Origin of the sequence: Brachybacterium phenoliresistens, from assembly GCF_000576425.1 — a bacterium.
GTDB lineage: Bacteria > Actinomycetota > Actinomycetes > Actinomycetales > Dermabacteraceae > Brachybacterium > Brachybacterium phenoliresistens.
The window spans coordinates 255757-274427 of record NZ_KK069989.1; the positions used below are offsets into that span (position 1 = coordinate 255757).

Genomic DNA, 18671 nt, shown 5'->3' on the forward strand with positions numbered 1-18671 from the left:
ATGCCCCGTCACTTCCTGCGGGACGACGACCTCGCACCGGCCGAGCAGAAGGAGGTTCTGGCCCTCGCCCTCGCGCTGTCCCAGGACCGCTTCGCCGCGCGCCCCCTGGAGGGGCCGCGCACCGTCGCGATCATCTTCGACAAGTCCTCCACCCGCACCCGGGTCTCCTTCGCCACGGGCGTCGCCGAGCTCGGCGGCAGCCCGCTGGTGCTGGACGCCGGCTCGAGCCAGATGGGCCGCGGCGAGTCGATCGCCGACACCGCGCAGGTCCTGACCCGGCAGGTCTCCGCGATCGTGTGGCGCACCTTCGGCCAGGAGCGCATCGAGGAGATGGCCGCGCACGCGAGCGTCCCCGTCGTCAACGCCCTGACCGACGAGTTCCACCCCTGCCAGATCCTCGCGGACCTGCAGACCATCGCCCAGCACACCGGCGGGCTCGCCGACGGCGAGGCCGCGCTCGCCGGCCGCTCGATGGCCTACCTCGGCGACGGGGCGAACAACATGGCGCACTCCTACCTGCTGGGCGGCGCGACCGCCGGCATGGACGTGCGCGTGGCCGCCCCGGCCTCCCACCTGCCCGATCCGGCCGTGGTGGCGCGCGCCGAGGAGATTGCCGCCGCGACCGGCGGATCGGTGCTCCTCACCCAGGACGTGCGCGAGGCCGTGGCCGGGGCGAGCGCCGTCATCACCGACACCTGGGTGTCGATGGGCCAGGAGGGCGAGGACGGCCGCGGCGAGGAGACCTTCGCCCCGTACCAGGTCACCGAGGAGCTCATGGAGCTCTCCGGCGGGATCTTCCTGCACTGCCTGCCCGCCTACCGCGGCAAGGAGGTCGAGGCCTCCGTGATCGACGGCCCGCGCTCGGTGGTGTGGGACGAGGCGGAGAACCGGCTGCACGCGCAGAAGGCGCTGCTGACCTGGCTGCTCGAGCACCCCGATGCCGGGACCGCCGCGCATGCGGTCCCCGGGGACGCCCGACGATGACCGAGCAGCCGCGCACGAAGACCTCCCGCCAGCAGCGCATCATCGACCTGCTGGAGCGCGGGGAGGTCTCCTCGCAGGCGCAGCTGGCCGACCTCCTCGCCGAGCAGGGGATCGAGGTCACCCAGGCCACCCTGTCGCGGGATCTCGTGGAGCTGCGGGCCGACAAGGTCCGCGGCTCCTCCGGGGCCCTCGTCTACCGGGTCCCGCCGGAGGGACCGGACGTCCGGCCCGGCCGGACCCCGCTGACCTCCGAGCATCTCGGGGCGCGCCTGCCCCGCCTGGCGGAGGACCTGCTCGTCTCGGCCGAGGCGAGCGGTAACCTCGTGGTCGTCCGCACGCCCCCCGGTGCGGCGCAGTTCTTCGCCTCCGCGGTGGACCGGTCCGTCATCCCTGACGTGCTCGGCACCATCGCCGGCGACGACACCATCATGCTCATCACCCGCAGCGTGGACGGCGGCGCCCGCCTCGCCGACCGCCTCCTCGAGCTGGCCTCCGGCCGGCGCGAGTCCCTGCACGACCCCCAGACCTCCAAGGAGAACTCATGACCGAACGTATCGTCCTCGCCTACTCGGGGGGCCTGGACACCTCCGTCGCCATCGGCTGGATCCACGACGCGACCGGCGCCGACGTCATCGCCTGCGCGGTGGACGTGGGCCAGGGCGGGGAGGACCTCGAGGTCATCCGCCAGCGCGCCCTGGACTGCGGCGCCGTCGAGGCGTACGTGGCCGATGCCCGCGACGAGTTCGCCGACGAGTACTGCATGCCCGCCCTCAAGGCGAACGCCCTGTACATGGACGCCTACCCGGTCGTCTCGGCGATCTCCCGCCCGGTGATCACCAAGCACCTGGTCAAGGCCGCCAAGAAGTACGGCGCGACCACCGTCGCCCACGGCTGCACCGGCAAGGGCAACGACCAGGTCCGCTTCGAGGTCTCCATCACCTCGCTGGCGCCGGAGCTGAAGTGCATCGCCCCCGTGCGCGACCTGGCCCTGACCCGCGACCGCGCCATCGAGTACGCCGAGCGCAAGAACCTGCCGATCGCCACCACCAAGCACAACCCCTTCTCGATCGACCAGAACGTGTGGGGACGCGCCATCGAGACCGGCTTCCTCGAGGACATCTGGAACGAGCCGACCAAGGACGTCTTCAACTACACCGACGACCCGGCCTTCCCGCCGGTCGCCGACGAGGTCGTCATCTCCTTCGAGCGCGGCGTGCCCGTCGCGATCGACGGCCGCCCCGTCAGCGCCCTCGAGGCGATCCAGGAGCTCAACCGCCGCGCCGGCGCCCAGGGCATCGGCCGTATCGACATCGTCGAGGACCGCCTGGTGGGCATCAAGTCCCGCGAGGTCTACGAGGCGCCGGGCGCGATGACCCTCATCGCCGCGCACCAGGAGCTCGAGCGCGTCACCCTCGAGCGCGAGCAGGCCCGCTTCAAGCGCCAGGTCGGCGACCGCTGGACCGAGCTCGTCTACGACGGCCAGTGGTTCTCCCCGCTGAAGAAGTCCCTGGACTCCTTCATCGAGGACACCCAGCGCTACGTGAACGGCGACATCCGCATGTCCCTGCACGGAGGCCGCGCCACCGTCACGGGCCGCCGCTCCGAGACCGGTCTGTACGACTTCTCGCTGGCGACCTACGACGAGGGCGACACCTTCGACCAGTCCCAGGCCCGCGGGTTCATCGAGATCTACGGCCTGGCCGCCAAGCAGGCCGCGGCGCGCGACGTCGCCCTCGGCAACGGCGAGGACCTCGGCTCGGAGGACGAGGCGTGAGCACCCCGGACGGGCAGGCCCCCGCGGCGGGCGCCGGCGCGCCCGCGCAGGCCGCCACCGGCGCGGAGCGCCTCGCCCTGTGGGGCGGCCGCTTCGGCTCCGGCCCGGCGGCGGCGCTGGCGGCCCTGTCGGTCTCCACGCACTTCGACTGGCGCCTGGCCCAGTACGACATCCGCGGCTCGCGCGCCCATGCGGACGTGCTGCACGCCGCGGGTCTGCTCAGCGACGACGAGCTGGCCGGCATGCAGGACGCCCTGCAGCGCCTGGCGGCCGATGTCGCCTCCGGCGCCTTCGCGGCCGACCCCGACGACGAGGACGTGCACACCGCCCTCGAGCGGGGGCTCATCGAGCGGGCCGGCACGGAGCTCGGCGGCAAGCTGCGGGCGGGCCGGTCGCGCAACGACCAGATCGCCACGCTGATCCGGCTGTTCGTGCGCGACCAGGCGCGCAGCATCGGCGCCCAGGTGCTCGACCTGGTCGACGTGCTGCAGGCGCGGGCGGTGGAGGTCCACGGCGCGCCGATGCCGGGGCGCACCCACCTCCAGCATGCGCAGCCGGTGCTGCTGAGCCATCACCTGCTCGCCCATGCCTGGCCGCTGCTGCGCGACGTCGAGCGCCTGCGGGACCTCGATCGCCGTGCGGCGATCTCCCCCTACGGCTCCGGGGCGCTGGCCGGCAGCTCGCTGGGGCTGGACCCGGAGGCCGTCGCCTCCTCACTGGGCTTCGACGGCAGCGTGTGGAACTCGATCGACGGCACCGCCTCGCGGGACATCGCGGCGGAGTTCTCCTTCGTGCTGACGATGATCGGCATCGACCTCTCCCGCCTGGCGGAGGAGATCATCCTGTGGAACACCAAGGAGTTCTCGTTCATCACCCTGGACGACTCCTTCTCCACGGGCTCCTCGATCATGCCGCAGAAGAAGAACCCGGACATCGCCGAGCTCGCCCGCGGCAAGGCGGGGCGCATCATCGGCGATCACGTCGGGCTGCTGGGCACCCTCAAGGCGCTGCCGCTCGCGTACAACCGGGATCTGCAGGAGGACAAGGAGCCGATCTTCGACCAGGTCGACTCGCTGGACCTGGTGCTCCCGGCCTTCACGGGCATGGTCGCCACGCTCACCTTCCATCTCGAGGAGATGGCCGCGCGGGCCCCGCAGGGCTTCTCGCTGGCCACGGACATCGCCGAGCATCTCGTGCGCCGCGGCGTCGCCTTCCGCGACGCCCACGAGATCTCGGGGGCGTGCGTGCGCGTGGCGGAGGAGCAGGGCAAGGAGCTGTGGGACCTGAGCGACGAGGAGTTCGCGCAGATCTCCGAGCACCTGGACGCCTCCGTGCGCACCGTGCTCAGCGTGGACGGGTCCATCGCCTCGCGCGATGCGAAGGGCGGCACCGCCCCGGCCCGCGTCGCCGAGCAGGAGGACGCCGTGCGCCTGGCCTCGACCAACCTGCGCTCCTTCGCCGGGGCGTCGCCGCAGGCCTGAGCGCCGGCCTGGGCGGGATCCGCGCGGACAGCGCGTGCCTGGCACAATGACGGGGAGCCGATGAGCATCGGCTCCCCGTCCCCGCATCCGGGGCTCGGCGCCCCTCCTGCAGAAGGACATGATCGATGACATCCATCCTGGACGAGCTCTCCTGGCGAGGACTCGTGGTGCAGTCCACCGGGCTCGAGGCGCTCGGCACGGCACTCGCGGATGGACCGGTCAGCCTGTACTGCGGCTTCGACCCGACCGCCGCCTCCCTGCACGTCGGGCACCTGACCCAGGTGCTGACCATGCGGCGCTTCCAGCTCGCGGGGCATCGGCCCTACGCCCTGGTGGGCGGCGCGACCGGCCTCATCGGCGACCCGCGCATGTCGGGGGAGCGGGTCCTGAACGACCCCTCGATCGTGGCCGGCTGGGTCGACGGGCTGCGCGACCAGATCTCCCGCTTCCTGGACCTCGAGGGCCCCAGCGGGGTGCAGATGGTCAACAACCTCGACTGGATCGGGCAGATGAGCGCGCTCGAGTTCCTCCGGGACATGGGCAAGAACTTCCGCATGGGCACGATGCTCGCCAAGGAGACGGTCGCCCGCCGTCTCGCGAGCGAGGAGGGCATCAGCTACACCGAGTTCAGCTACCAGGTGCTGCAGGGCATCGACTTCCTCGAGCTGTACCGCCGCCACGGCGTGACGCTGCAGTACGGGGGCAACGACCAGTGGGGCAACCTGCTCTCCGGCGTCGAGCTGATCCACAAGACGGAGGGCGTCAGCGCCCACGCCCTGACCACGCCGCTGGTCACCAAGGCCGACGGCACCAAGTTCGGCAAGAGCGAGGGCGGCGCCGTCTGGCTCGATGCCGAGCTGACCAGCCCCTACGCCTTCCACCAGTTCTGGCTGAACGCGGCCGATGCGGACGTTGTGAAGTACCTGCGCTACTTCACCTTCCGCGACCGGGAGGACATCGCCCGGCTCGAGGCCGCGACCGAGGCCGAGCCGCACCGGCGCGCCGCGCAGCGAGCCCTGGCCGACGACCTCACGACCCTCGTCCACGGCGAGGCCGCGACCGCGCAGGCCACCGCCGCGGCGGCCGTCCTGTTCGGCAGGGGCGACGTGCGCGAGCTCGACGAGCCCACCGTCCTCGCCATCGGCCGGGAGCTGGGCATCGTCGACGTCGCCGGGACCACCACCCTGGCCGACGCCTTCGTCGCCACGGGGATCCTGGAGTCCAAGGGCGCCGCACGTCGCGCCGCGAAGGAGGGCGGGCTCTCGATCAACGGCGAGAAGATCGCCGAGTCCGCCCTGGACGGGGAGGTCTCCGCGATCGGCGCGCTGCCCGGGGGGCACCTGCTCCTGCGGCGCGGCAAGAAGAACGCGGCCATGGTCCGTCGCGACGGCTGACCCGGTCCGGTCCGGGCGGGCATGCCCGGTCCACGGCATCCGCTCGCGGCAGCATGGCGCAGACGACGGCGGTCCCTCTCCTGGAGGGGCCGCCGTCGTCCGCATCCGGGCGGATCGAGGGGCGCTGCCGAGGCGCGCCCCGGGGGCGCGGATCCGTGCCGGCGCGCGTCCAGGGGCATCCCGGCGCGCTGTGCCGCATCCTTGTGAGGCCGACCTCAGACGTGGGTCACAGGAGCGGGAACACGGAGTTAATGTCGATGCACAAAAACTCCTGACCTGCACAGATGTCGACGGTCGGACTCCGCGGCGGGGCGACAGGGCGGTTTGACGCCGGTGCGCGGCGCCCGTAATGTTTCCTCTTGTCAACGACGAGGGCGGCCAGGAAGGCCCCGAGAGATCCCCAGGATCCGACGGGCACCGAGAGGCCGACCGAGACGGAGACCCGGCCATCTGGCCGGCCGCAGTCGCGGGACGCAGGAGGAACCTGATCGGTTCCGAGTGTGACCCAGGACATGCGGGGCGGAGTTGGACCGGGCCGCGAAACACTGCTAGAGTAGTGACTCGCGTCGGAACGACGACGCAACGCCGAGCGGGAGACCGCAGGCAAGGGCCTTCGGGTCGGACCACGGATGTGGGACGGACCGGATGTGCGCGTGCTGTTTGAAATCTCAATAGTGTGTCTGTTTGTTGATGCCAAATGTTTTGTTTGGCAGTTGACGGATGATGTAGCAGATTAAATTTGCTAGTCGTTTGAAATTGCTAGGATTGTTTTCATTTTTTATGGAGAGTTTGATCCTGGCTCAGGACGAACGCTGGCGGCGTGCTTAACACATGCAAGTCGAACGATGAAGGCCGTGCTTGCACGGCTGGATTAGTGGCGAACGGGTGAGTAACACGTGAGTAACCTGCCCTTCACTCTGGGATAACCTCGGGAAATCGGGGCTAATACCGGATACGAGTGCCCACCGCATGGTGGATGCTGGAAAGTTTTTCGGTGAAGGATGGACTCGCGGCCTATCAGTTTGTTGGTGAGGTAATGGCTCACCAAGACGATGACGGGTAGCCGGCCTGAGAGGGCGACCGGCCACACTGGGACTGAGACACGGCCCAGACTCCTACGGGAGGCAGCAGTGGGGAATATTGCACAATGGGCGAAAGCCTGATGCAGCGACGCCGCGTGAGGGATGACGGCCTTCGGGTTGTAAACCTCTTTCAGTAGGGAAGAAGCGAAAGTGACGGTACCTGCAGAAGAAGCGCCGGCTAACTACGTGCCAGCAGCCGCGGTAATACGTAGGGCGCAAGCGTTGTCCGGAATTATTGGGCGTAAAGAGCTTGTAGGTGGCTTGTCGCGTCTGCCGTGAAAATCCAGGGCTTAACTCTGGACGTGCGGTGGGTACGGGCAGGCTAGAGTGTGGTAGGGGAGACTGGAACTCCTGGTGTAGCGGTGAAATGCGCAGATATCAGGAAGAACACCGATGGCGAAGGCAGGTCTCTGGGCCATTACTGACACTGAGAAGCGAAAGCATGGGGAGCGAACAGGATTAGATACCCTGGTAGTCCATGCCGTAAACGTTGGGCACTAGGTGTGGGCGACATTCCACGTTGTCTGCGCCGTAGCTAACGCATTAAGTGCCCCGCCTGGGGAGTACGGCCGCAAGGCTAAAACTCAAAGGAATTGACGGGGGCCCGCACAAGCGGCGGAGCATGCGGATTAATTCGATGCAACGCGAAGAACCTTACCAAGGCTTGACATGCACCGGACAGCTGCAGAGATGTGGCTTTCTTTGGACTGGTGCACAGGTGGTGCATGGTTGTCGTCAGCTCGTGTCGTGAGATGTTGGGTTAAGTCCCGCAACGAGCGCAACCCTCGTTCTATGTTGCCAGCGCGTTATGGCGGGGACTCATAGGAGACTGCCGGGGTCAACTCGGAGGAAGGTGGGGACGACGTCAAATCATCATGCCCCTTATGTCTTGGGCTTCACGCATGCTACAATGGCCGGTACAAAGGGTTGCGAAACTGTGAGGTGGAGCGAATCCCAAAAAGCCGGTCTCAGTTCGGATTGGGGTCTGCAACTCGACCCCATGAAGTCGGAGTCGCTAGTAATCGCAGATCAGCAATGCTGCGGTGAATACGTTCCCGGGCCTTGTACACACCGCCCGTCAAGTCACGAAAGTCGGTAACACCCGAAGCCAGTGGCCCATCCTCGTGAGGGAGCTGTCGAAGGTGGGATCGGTGATTGGGACTAAGTCGTAACAAGGTAGCCGTACCGGAAGGTGCGGCTGGATCACCTCCTTTCTAAGGAGCATCACCAAGTATGGTGGCCATCTGCTTGCCCACGTGTGGTGAGGGTGGTTGCTCATGGGTGGAACATCAACGGATGGGCGCTTGGCCGTGCTGGTCTCGCTGCGAGTACACCCCTCTTCGGGGTAGGAAAGCTGTATGCGGGTGCTGGTTTCGGTGTCAGGTGGAGACACACTATTGGGTTTTGAGGCTGCACGCGGCCTGTGACCTCTTCTCTTGTGGGGTTCTGGTTCGTCCTTCGGGGCGGGTCGGGATGCTCGGGGGTGGGGGTTGTGGGTGTGTGGCTGGTCCTCCCTGCGCATGACTGGACGGTTGTCTGGTGTGTGTGGTGTGGGGTTGTTTCTTGAGAACTGCATAGTGGACGCGAGCATCTTTGTAAGCAATTAGTGTCTTTGTGTTGCTAAGTTTTAAAGAGCACACGGTGAATGCCTGGGGCACAAGGAGCCGAAGAAGGACGTAGGAGTCTGCGATAAGCCTCGGGGAGGTGACAACCGACCTGTGATCCGAGGATGTCCGAATGGGGAAACCCACCGGGAGTCAAGTCCCGGTACCCGCCACTGAATGTATAGGTGGTGTGGAGGGAACGCGGGGAAGTGAAACATCTCAGTACCCGCAGGAAGAGAAAACAACAGTGATTCCGTGAGTAGTGGCGAGCGAAAGCGGAAGAGGCTAAACCTGGTCTGTGTGATACCCGGCAGGGGTTGCAGGTTGGGGGTTGTGGGACGTGTCGATGGGGTCTGCCGGCCCTGTGACGTGTCGTGTGATGGTAGTCGAAGTCGTGGTGAGTGCGACGGCGTAGAGGGTGTGACCCCCGTAGACGAAACTGTCATGCAGCGTGACGCTGTTCCCGAGTAGCACCGGGCCCGTGAAATCCGGTGTGAATCTGCCAGGACCACCTGGTAAGCCTGAATACTTCCTTGTGACCGATAGCGGACAAGTACCGTGAGGGAAAGGTGAAAAGTACCCCGGGAGGGGAGTGAAATAGTACCTGAAACCGTGTGCTTACAATCCGTCGGAGCCTTACGGGGTGACGGCGTGCCTTTTGAAGAATGAGCCTGCGAGTTAGTGGTCGGTGGCGAGGTTAACCCGTGTGGGGTAGCCGTAGCGAAAGCGAGTCTGAACGGGGCGTTCAGTCGCCGGCTCTAGACCCGAAGCGAAGTGATCTATCCATGGGCAGTGTGAAGCGCGGGTAAGACCGCGTGGAGGCGCGAACCCACTTCAGTTGAAAATGGAGGGGATGACCTGTGGATAGGGGTGAAAGGCCAATCAAACTTCGTGATAGCTGGTTCTCCCCGAAATGCATTTAGGTGCAGCGTTGCGTGTTTCGTGCCGGAGGTAGAGCACTGGATAGGCGATGGGCCTTACCGGGTTACTGACCTTAGCCAAACTCCGAATGCCGGTACGTGAGAGCGCAGCAGTGAGACTGTGGGGGATAAGCTTCATAGTCGAGAGGGAAACAGCCCAGAACATCAGCTAAGGCCCCTAAGCGTGTGCTAAGTGGAAAAGGATGTGGAGTTGCTGAGACAACCAGGAGGTTGGCTTAGAAGCAGCCACCCTTGAAAGAGTGCGTAATAGCTCACTGGTCAAGTGATTCTGCGCCGACAATGTAGCGGGGCTCAAGTACACCGCCGAAGCTGTGTCACTCCACCGTGTGTGGGGTGGGTAGGGGAGCGTCGTGCAGCCAGCGAAGCCGCGGGGGAACCCAGTGGTGGAGGCTGCACGAGTGAGAATGCAGGCATGAGTAGCGAAAGACGGGTGAGAAACCCGTCCGCCGATTGATCAAGGGTTCCAGGGCCAGGTTAATCCGCCCTGGGTTAGTCGGGACCTAAGGCGAGGCCGACAGGCGTAGTCGATGGACATCGGGTAAATATTCCCGAACCGATTCTAGGAGGACCCATACCGAGGCGTCTGATGCTCACCACCCGAGTCAGCCATCCTCCCTTCGGGGTGGGTGGTGTGGATGAGGCTGGGAACCAAGGACGTAGTAGGTCAGCGCATGGGATGACGCAGAGAGGTAGCTTCCGCGGACTTAATGGAATAGTCCGTCTAAGCGAGCAGCCCGAGCACCGGTAATGCGGTGCCGTATTGGGTGAGACGTGATGGGGATCCCGTATGGGCGTAGGTGAGTGATCCTGTACTGCCGAGAAAAGTTCCGGCGTGACGAATAGAGTCGCCCGTACCCTAAACCGACTCAGGTGATCAGGTAGAGAATACCAAGGCGTTCGAGAGAATCGTGGTTAAGGAACTCGGCAAAATGCCCCCGTAACTTCGGGAGAAGGGGGGCCCGATGGGTGAGAGCCCGGACGGCCGCAGAGACCAGGGAGAAGCGACTGTTTACTAAAAACACAGGTCCGTGCGAAGTCGTAAGACGCTGTATACGGACTGACGCCTGCCCGGTGCTGGAAGGTTAAGAGGACTGGTCAGCTCTTCGGAGCGAAGCTGAGAATTTAAGCCCCAGTAAACGGCGGTGGTAACTATAACCATCCTAAGGTAGCGAAATTCCTTGTCGGGTAAGTTCCGACCTGCACGAATGGCGTAACGACTTCTCCACTGTCTCAACCGCGAACTCGGCGAAATTGCATTACGAGTAAAGATGCTCGTTACGCGCAGCAGGACGGAAAGACCCCGGGACCTTTACTACAGTTTGGTATTGGTGTTCGGGACGGCTTGTGTAGGATAGGTGGGAGACTGGGAAGCGTGGACGCTAGTTCACGTGGAGTCGTTGTTGAAATACCACTCTGGTCGTTCTGGATTCCTAACCTCGGTCCGTGATCCGGATCAGGGACAGTGCCTGATGGGTAGTTTAACTGGGGCGGTTGCCTCCTAAAGAGTAACGGAGGCGCTCAAAGGTTCCCTCAGCCTGGTTGGCAATCAGGTGTTGAGTGTAAGTGCACAAGGGAGCTTGACTGCGAGACAGACATGTCGGGCAGGTGCGAAAGCAGGAACTAGTGATCCGGCACCTCATTGTGGAATGGGTGTCGCTCAACGGATAAAAGGTACCCCGGGGATAACAGGCTGATCTTGCCCAAGAGCTCATATCGACGGCATGGTTTGGCACCTCGATGTCGGCTCGTCGCATCCTGGGGCTGGAGTTGGTCCCAAGGGTTAGGCTGTTCGCCTATTAAAGCGGTACGCGAGCTGGGTTTAGAACGTCGTGAGACAGTTCGGTCCCTATCCGCTGCGCGCGTTGGATATTTGAGAAGACCTGTCCCTAGTACGAGAGGACCGGGATGGACTGACCTCTGGTGTGCCAGTTGTTCTGCCAAGAGCATGGCTGGTTGGCTACGTCGGGAAGGGATAACCGCTGAAAGCATCTAAGCGGGAAGCCTGCTTCAAGATGAGATATCCGTACACCCTTGTGGTGTGAGAGACCCCCAGGAGATGACTGGGTTGATAGGCCAGATGTGGAAGCGTGGCAACACGTGGAGCTGACTGGTACTAATGGTCGATGACTTAACAACACACGATCTGCTTGTGAAGCGTGTTCGCGTCCACTGTGTGGTTCTCGGGGAGCAACCCCTGGAACACTCGGCCCTGTGATGGGGGTGTGTGTTCTGGGGTCCAGGAGAGTCTCGTCGTGTTACGGCGGTCATAGCGTTGGGGAAACGCCCGGTTCCATTCCGAACCCGGTAGCTAAGCCCTTCAGCGCCGATGGTACTGCACTCGGGAGGGTGTGGGAGAGTAGGACGCCGCCGGACATTCTTCTAGTACGGAGCGGGTGACACCATGGTGTCCTCCCTGCCGCAGCCATCCGATGGGTGGCGCGCAGGTCGAGGACCGGGTGTCACCCGCTTCGTCATTCCCCAGAACCTTTTCTGTTTTGCCCTGCTGCCGGTCGTGCAGCGGGGCTTTTTCGCGTTCCAGGGTCCTTCCTCGGGCCGGTACGACCCGGCGCTCGCCCACGCTCCGGGGCGACCTGTCCGCGAGCTGGAGAGGGGTGGTCGATGCTCGTCCTGCCCTGCGCGTGCAGACCGTGCTCGGAGGGCCCGCCCTGCCGGCTGTGCTGTCGCCAGCCGGCGCCGAAGGGGCGGAGCCGCGGAGGAGGAGGTGTCCGTGCTCTGAGGCCGCTGCGTGCCGTTCCGGGCGTCGGCGAGGTTCCTCGGCCGTCGGGCCGGGCTCGTCGGCGTCACGAGTTCTGTGCAGTGCGCCACTGCGCGGCACGTCGCGCGACCGCGGCATGCAGCTCCTCGAAGGCGGCATCGACCCGCGCCGTGTCCCCCGTCACGAACCGATCGCTGATCAGTCCGCGCAGGGCGCCGAGGATCCATGTGGCGTGCGTCTCCGCATCACGCGGCGGGCAGCCGGCGCGGACGAGTCCTTCGGAGAGTGCTGCGATCCGCGCACGCATCGAGCGGACGAGCGCCTCGTGGACCGGCGAGGTGCCGAACATCGACATGCCGGCCAGCTCGAGGAACAGCCGGACGTACGGCGAGCCGCCGTCGGCCGTCGCCCGGTCCCACAGCGTGCGCAGCGGATCAGGATCCGCCTCGTCGAGCGAGGGGACGGAGAGGGCTCGGGCGACGACCTGGTCCACCACCTCGGCGACGAGTTCGTCCCGGGTGCGGAAGTGGTGCAGGAGCGTCGCATGGCTGATCCCGACGGTCTGGGACACCTTGCGCAGCGACAGCTCGCGCACGCCGTGCTCGAGGACATGCGCCGTCGCGGCCTCGAGGATCTCCCCGCGCCGGTGCTCGTACCGGCGCCGGCGGCCGTCCACCTGTTCGCTCATCCCTCTCGTATACCACCTCAGCATCCGCGCGGGCTGCGAAGGACCGTCGGCCGGGGCCCGGGCCGCATCGCTCCGACGGCGGCCGGGAGGACGCTCGGGGAGGGGGCTCCTCAATAGCTCTACCACTAGGTAGAGTAACTGGCGGAACGCATACCCGAACCCAGGAGCACCCCATGCGTACATCCCTCACCCGACTGAGCTCAGGGCTCGCGGCCCTGACCGTCCTCTTCGCCTCCGCCGTCTTCGCCCAGAGCGCCGCCCTGGCGGACGAGAACCCCTACGCCCGCGGCCCGGAGCCGACGCAGCAGAGCATCGAGGCCACGCGCGGCAGCTACGACGTCTCCCAGACGCGCGTCCCCTCCTACTCCGTGCGCGGATTCGGCGGCGGGACGATCTACTACCCGACCTCCACGGCCGACGGCACCTTCGGCGCCGTCGCGATCGCCCCCGGCTACACCGCCTCGCAGAGCAGCATGGCGTGGCTCGGGCCGCGGCTGGCGTCCCAGGGCTTCGTCGTCTTCACGATCGACACCACCTCCCGGTACGACCAGCCCTCCTCCCGCGGCGACCAGCTGCTCGCCGCCCTGGACTACCTCACCACCTCCAGCGACGTGCGCAGCCGCATCGACCCCGAGCGCCTCGCCGTGATGGGCCACTCGATGGGCGGCGGCGGCACCTTCGAGGCCGCGAAGGACGATCCCGCCCTGCAGGCGGCCATCGGCCTCACCCCGTGGAACACCGACAAGACCTTCCCCGAGGTCAGCACCCCGATGCTCGTCATCGGCGCCCAGAACGACACCGTCGCCCCCGTGCGCACGCACGCCGAGCCCCTCTACGAGGGTCTCCCGGACGACGGCCAGAAGGCCTACATCGAGCTGCGCGGCGCCTCGCACTTCGCGCCCAACACCTCCGACACGACGATCGCCAGCTCGAGCATCGCCTGGCTCAAGCGCTTCGTCGACGACGACACCCGCTACGACCGGTTCGTGTGCCCCGGCCCCAGCACCGGCATCGCCGTGAGCGAGGTGCGCAGCACCTGCCCGTTCTGATCGGCTCAGCCGACCAGTGCCCCGCCGATGCGCCAGTAGCCGAGGAACGCGACCTGTGCCTTCGGGATGCCCGCGTCCTGGGTGAGGTGGGCGCGGATCCGGGCGACCGCGCCCGTCTCGCCGGCGATCCACACGGACAGCCCGGGATCCTGGGCGGGACCGTCCCCGTGCTCCGCCGTCCACTCCCGCACCAGCTCCTCGAGGCGGCGGCCGGGACCGGCGCCGTCGCGCAGCGCTCGGCGGATCCGGGCTCCGGCCGGGGCCGACGGGCTCACCAGATCGTCGCGGAGGTCGGAGAGCTCGAGCAGCACATCGGCCCGCGCTCCCCGCGGCAGGGAGGCCAGGATGCCGCGGATCGCGGGGAACGCGGTCTCGTCGCCGATGAGCAGGGCCCGCTGCACCGGGCGCTCCGGCTTCCAGTGGAGCCCGTACCCGGTCCAGCCGGCGCGGGCATCGGGGCCGGTGATGACGAGGTCGTCCCCGGGCCGCGCCGACCTCGCCCAGCGCGATGCGGGGCCGGGCGGGTCGTGCAGCAGCACGTCGATGTCGAGCTCCCGCGCCTGCGGGCGGATCGCGGCCGGGGTGTAGGTGCGCAGCACGTTGCGATCGCCCTCGGGCAGCTGCTTCCACCGGGTGTACCAGTGCGAGGGGTGGGGCGTGGGCTCCTCGAGCAGGCCGAAGTCGGCGATGCCGCCGCCGGGGAGGGGGAGCACCAGCTTGATCCGCTGGTCCAGGCCCCACGGGGCGAAGTGCTGCAGCGCCTCGCCGGTGACGGTGATCCGCATCCAGGCCGGGCTCACCGCCTCGGCCCGCGCCACCGTCACGGGGAAGGCGCTGTACTCCCAGGGGCGCTCCGCCTCCGCATCCGATGCCGGCGGTCCGGGGCGGGCCGGCACAGCGCGCGGGCTCATCGGCCCTCCCCGGCGGCCGAGGGGACGGGAGCCGCGGGGACCTCGCCGTGGACGGCGTCAGGGGGCGCTGTGCTCGGGGCGCGGCCGCCTCGGGGCACCACCAGCGGCCCGCCGGTGACGGGATCGGCGATCACCACGTTGGGCAGGCCGAACACCGCCTCGACCCGGGCACTGGTGATGACCTCGCGCGGAGGGCCCTCGGCGAGGATGCGCCCCTCGCGCATGGCGATCACGTGGGTGGCGTAGCGGGCGGCCTGGTTCAGGTCGTGCAGCACCGCCACGACGGTGCGTCCGGCCGCGTGCAGGTCGGAGAACAGCTCCATGAGCTCGATCTGGTGCGCGACGTCGAGGTAGGTGGTCGGCTCGTCCAGCAGCAGCAGATCGGTCTGCTGGGCCAGCACCATCGCCACCCACACCCGCTGGCGCTGCCCGCCGGAGAGCTCGTCGACCTGCCGCTCCGCGAGCTCGGTGGTGGCGGTGTCCTCCAGGGCGCGGGCGACCGCCCGCTCGTCCTGCGGGGACCACTGCCGCACCAGGTGCTGGTACGGGTATCGGCCGCGGGCGACGAGGTCCGCGACCGTGATGCCCTCGGGGGCGATGGCGCTCTGCGGCAGCAGTCCCAGGCGGCGCGCGACCTCCTTCGCCGGGTAGCGGGAGATGGACCGGCCGTCGAGCACGACCTGCCCGCGTGCGGGGGCCAGCAGGCGGGACAGGCCGCGCAGCAGGGTCGACTTCCCGCAGGCGTTGGGGCCGATGATCACCGTGAAGCCGCCGTCGGGGATGTGCACCGAGAGTTCGGAGATGACCTCGGTGCGGTCGTAGGTCAGGGCGATGCCCTCGGCGGAGAGCCGGGAGGCGGCGGAGGCCGGGGGAGCAAGGCGGTCAGGCACGGCGACGGATCTCCTGGATGAGGGTCAGCACGAGGTACAGCCCGCCGACGGACACGGTGACCACACCGGCCGGCAGCGGGACGGGAGCGGGGCCGGCGGGCAGGTGCGCGGCCAGGGCGGGCAGCGCGGCGGCCACGGCCTCGCGCGTGCGCGCCAGCAGCGGCAGCAGATGCTCGGCCACCAGATCGGACAGGAGCAGCAGCGCGGCGCCGGTCAGCCCGGACAGCATCGGGGAGAGGTGCGGCGCGCGGGCCAGGCGCCGGGCGATCTGCGGGGCGGCCAGGGCGATGAACGAGACGGGGCCGATCACGGCCGTCGCGAGGGAGACCAGGGCGACGGCGATGAGCAGCGCCGCGCTGCGCACCCGCGCCGGACGCACCCCGGAGGCGGCGGCCATGTCATCGCCCAGGTCCAGCTGGCGCAGCGAGGGGCCGAGCACCGCCAGGACCGCCAGCAGCGGGACGGCGCAGAGGACGGCGCCGATCACCGGGGGCGCGGTGAGGCCGTTGAGGGTCCCGGCGCCCCAGGCCGCCGCGAACATGGCGGTCTCCAGCTCGATCTGCAGCAGCATCCACGTGTTCAGCGAGGCCAGCATCGCGGAGACGCCGATGCCCACCACGATCAGCCGGAACCCCTGCACCCCGCCGGTGCGGGCCAGGGCCCAGATGAGCAGGGCCGTCGCCGCCCCGCCGAGGACCGCTCCGGCGCTCAGCAGCGGCCAGGAGGAGGAGACCAGCACCAGGGTGAGCAGCATGCCGGTGAAGGCCCCGTTGGCCAGGCCCAGGATGTCCGGGCTCGCCAGGGGGTTGCGGGTGACGGTCTGGAACAGGCCGCCGGAGATCCCCAGCAGGGCCCCCAGGGCGACGGCCGCGACGGCGCGCGGGAGGCGCCACTGGAGCACGACGGTGCGGTCCATCGGCCGCCCGCCGCCGCGCAGCACCTCGAGCACCTCGGCGGGGGCGAGGCGGTAGGTGCCCGACCCCAGGGCGACCACGGTCAGCAGGCAGATCACGGCGAGCAGGATGCCCGCCACGATCAGGGCGCGCGGGCGCAGCACCAGCGAGATCGGCCCGCGGCGCAGGGGCAGCCGTCCTTCCGCGCGGCGCAGCGGGCGCCGGGCCAGGTCCGGGCCGGCGCTCACCGGAGGGCCCCCAGCCCGCGGGCGCGGCGGCGCCGGGCCAGCAGCACCAGCACCGGCGCGCCGACGAAGGCCGTGACGATGCCGACCGGCACCTCCGCCGGGGCGATGAGCAGCCGCCCGAGCACGTCCGAGACGAGGACGATCAGCGGCGCGAGCACCGCGGAGACCGGCAGGATCACCCGCTGGTCCGTCCCGAACACCCAGCGGGCGGCGTGGGGGACCATCAGGCCGATGAAGGAGATCGGGCCGGCGATCGCGGTCGCGGAGCCGGCCAGCAGGGTCACCGCGACGACCACGCCGAGGCGGATCAGCCGGACGTCGGCGCCCTGGGCCCGGGCGACGTCCTCCCCGAGGGCGATCGCGTTCAGCCCCGGCGCCAGCAGCGCGGCGACGATCAGGCCGATCAGCGCGAACGGCAGCACGCCCAGCAGCACCTCCCCGCCCCGCCCCAGCAGGGAGCCGGCGTGCCAGCCGCGCATCGCGTCGAAGGCCTCCGGGTTCGAGAGCGTCAGGCCCGTGGTGACCCCGGAGAGCACGGCGCCCAGCGCGACGCCCGCCAGGGTGAGCCGCACGGGATCCGCGGCCCCGCGACCGGAGGAGCCGATGAGGTAGACCGCGACGGTCACCGCGAGGGCGCCGCCGAAGGCCGGCCAGACCATGGCGGAGACGTGGTCCAGCCCCAGCAGCGCGACGCCGAGGGCCACCGCGAACGCCGCGCCGGCGTTGACGCCGAGGATCCCGGGATCGGCCAACGGGTTGCGGGTGAAGGCCTGCATCAGGGCGCCGGCCACGCCCAGGCACGCCCCCGCGAGGATCCCGGCGAGGGTCCGCGGGCCGCGGGTGCCGAGGACGAACTGCGACTCCGCCGTCCCGCCGCCCTGCAGCGTGTCCCACATCAGGGCGAGGGGGAGCGGATTCGCGCCCAGCGCGAGGGACAGGGCGACGGCGATCAGCACGCCCAGCAGCAGCGCCGCGGCGCCGAGGGGCCGTCGGTGCCGGGGGATCACGAGCGGTCGGCGAGGATCGCCTCGATGTCGTCCAGCACCCTCTGGGCGCCCACCGGACCGACGCCGGAGACCCAGTAGCTCGTGTCGACCAGGCGGACGTCGGGGAAGGCCTCGGCGTTCTGGGCGATCGCGGCGGGGATGGTGGTGGGGTCCTCGACGTCGGTCGTCGTCACCAGGACGAGGTCGGCCTGCGCCTCGAGGATGTTCTCGGGGGAGATGTCGCTCTGGATGGCGTCGGCCCATTCGCGCTCGGGGATGCTCAGCCCCACGCTCGCCAGCAGGCTGCCGGCGAAGGAGGTCGGGCCGTAGAGGGAGAGGGTGGTCTCGTCGCGCGGGCGCACCATGTTCACGGTGGTGCCGGACGGCGCGTGCTCGGCGGCGATCTCCTCGCTGCGGGCGTCCACGGCCTCCAGCAGATCGGCCGCCTCCTCGGACCTGCCGAGCGCCTCGGCGATGAGGCCCATGTTCTCCCGCCACGGCGCGGCGTGGTCGGCGATGAAGACGGTGGGGGCGATCGAGGCGAGCTGGTCGTAGAGCTTCGCGTGGCGGGTCTCGGTGCCCAGCACCAGGTCGGGTGCGAGGGCGGCGATGGCCTCCAGGTCCGGCTCGGGCACGGTCCCCACGGGCGCGACGCCGGTGACGCCCAGGTACTCCGGCAGGGTCGTGATGTTGCCGGCGACCGCGGCGCCCACCGGCGTCACGCCGAGGCCCACGGCCGTGTCCAGCTCGAGCGGCTCGAGGACGACCACACGCTGGGGATCCTCGGGGACCGCGGTGGTCCCGCGGGCGTGGACGACGGACCGGGTGGCGCCCGCGGCTCCGCCGGCGTCGCTCGCCGCGCCGCCGCCGGCTGCGGCCTCGGTCTCGGCGGAGCCGGAGGAGCAGGCGGTCATCAGGGCGGCGGCCAGCGCCGTGGCGGAGCCGAGGACGGCGGTGCGGCGGGGCACGCGGAGGGGACGGACGGTCACGGCGAGGCCTCTCGGTGAGGGGTCGGTCGGCAGGGCCCGGG

General features: G+C 68.5%; 12 protein-coding genes and 3 rRNA genes. 9 read left to right on the forward strand and 6 right to left on the reverse strand.

What is annotated here, in order from left to right; translation table 11 throughout:
- The 8 genes from argF to rrf all read left to right on the forward strand — a co-directional run bounded on the left by argF (position 1) and on the right by rrf (position 11633).
- Entirely contained in the window at positions 1–984 is a 984-nt protein-coding gene (gene argF, locus BF93_RS04280; RefSeq protein WP_038370821.1) for an ornithine carbamoyltransferase, read from the forward strand.
- Complete coding sequence (locus BF93_RS04285) at positions 981–1529, forward strand: arginine repressor (RefSeq protein WP_038370822.1); 549 nt, start codon at positions 981–983, stop codon at positions 1527–1529. Before argF ends, BF93_RS04285 begins: the two co-directional genes overlap by 4 nt.
- Positions 1526–2758, forward strand: a complete 1233-nt coding sequence (locus BF93_RS04290; protein ID WP_038370823.1) for an argininosuccinate synthase — start codon at positions 1526–1528, stop codon at positions 2756–2758. The genes BF93_RS04285 and BF93_RS04290 overlap by 4 nt, the downstream gene beginning before the upstream one ends.
- The gene (argH, locus tag BF93_RS04295; RefSeq protein WP_084148246.1) at positions 2755–4239 is read left to right on the forward strand and encodes an argininosuccinate lyase; all 1485 of its coding nucleotides are present in this window, start codon (positions 2755–2757) and stop codon (positions 4237–4239) included. Before BF93_RS04290 ends, argH begins: the two co-directional genes overlap by 4 nt.
- A 125-nt stretch (positions 4240–4364) precedes the next feature.
- Complete coding sequence (gene tyrS / locus BF93_RS04300; RefSeq protein ID WP_038370824.1) at positions 4365–5633, forward strand: tyrosine--tRNA ligase; 1269 nt, start codon at positions 4365–4367, stop codon at positions 5631–5633.
- A gap of 777 nt (positions 5634–6410) precedes the next feature.
- Positions 6411–7929 (forward strand): 16S ribosomal RNA (locus tag BF93_RS04305).
- Between the two features lie 404 nt (positions 7930–8333).
- A 23S ribosomal RNA gene (locus BF93_RS04310) occupies positions 8334–11396 on the forward strand.
- 120 nt (positions 11397–11516) lie between these two features.
- Positions 11517–11633 (forward strand): 5S ribosomal RNA (gene rrf / locus BF93_RS04315).
- Together the 16S, 23S and 5S rRNA genes form the textbook arrangement of a ribosomal RNA operon.
- A 428-nt stretch (positions 11634–12061) precedes the next feature.
- On the opposite strand, the gene BF93_RS04320 is transcribed toward rrf, so the two are convergent.
- On the reverse strand, positions 12062–12664 hold the full coding sequence (locus tag BF93_RS04320) for a TetR/AcrR family transcriptional regulator (protein ID WP_198025339.1): 603 nt from the start codon (positions 12662–12664) through the stop codon (positions 12062–12064).
- 173 nt (positions 12665–12837) lie between these two features.
- On the opposite strand from BF93_RS04320, the gene BF93_RS04325 reads away from it, so the two are divergent.
- Positions 12838–13713: an alpha/beta hydrolase family protein gene (locus BF93_RS04325; protein ID WP_038370826.1), complete on the forward strand. Its 876-nt coding sequence runs from the start codon at positions 12838–12840 to the stop codon at positions 13711–13713.
- 5 nt (positions 13714–13718) lie between these two features.
- On the opposite strand, the gene BF93_RS04330 is transcribed toward BF93_RS04325, so the two are convergent.
- The 5 genes from BF93_RS04330 to BF93_RS04350 are packed head-to-tail and all read right to left on the reverse strand — an operon-like array spanning position 13719 to position 18630.
- Positions 13719–14624, reverse strand: a complete 906-nt coding sequence (locus tag BF93_RS04330; RefSeq protein ID WP_051486505.1) for a siderophore-interacting protein — start codon at positions 14622–14624, stop codon at positions 13719–13721.
- On the reverse strand, positions 14621–15514 hold the full coding sequence (locus tag BF93_RS04335; protein WP_084148248.1) for an ABC transporter ATP-binding protein: 894 nt from the start codon (positions 15512–15514) through the stop codon (positions 14621–14623). Before BF93_RS04335 ends, BF93_RS04330 begins: the two co-directional genes overlap by 4 nt.
- Positions 15507–16655 carry a FecCD family ABC transporter permease gene (locus tag BF93_RS04340; protein ID WP_232226188.1) on the reverse strand — a complete coding sequence of 383 codons (1149 nt, stop codon included), beginning with the start codon at positions 16653–16655 and terminating at the stop codon, positions 15507–15509. The genes BF93_RS04335 and BF93_RS04340 overlap by 8 nt, the downstream gene beginning before the upstream one ends.
- Positions 16652–17662 carry an iron chelate uptake ABC transporter family permease subunit gene (locus BF93_RS04345; RefSeq protein WP_198025340.1) on the reverse strand — a complete coding sequence of 337 codons (1011 nt, stop codon included), beginning with the start codon at positions 17660–17662 and terminating at the stop codon, positions 16652–16654. Before BF93_RS04345 ends, BF93_RS04340 begins: the two co-directional genes overlap by 4 nt.
- Complete coding sequence (locus BF93_RS04350) at positions 17659–18630, reverse strand: ABC transporter substrate-binding protein (protein ID WP_038370827.1); 972 nt, start codon at positions 18628–18630, stop codon at positions 17659–17661. The genes BF93_RS04345 and BF93_RS04350 overlap by 4 nt, the downstream gene beginning before the upstream one ends.
- Between the last annotated feature and the right edge of the window lie 41 nt (positions 18631–18671).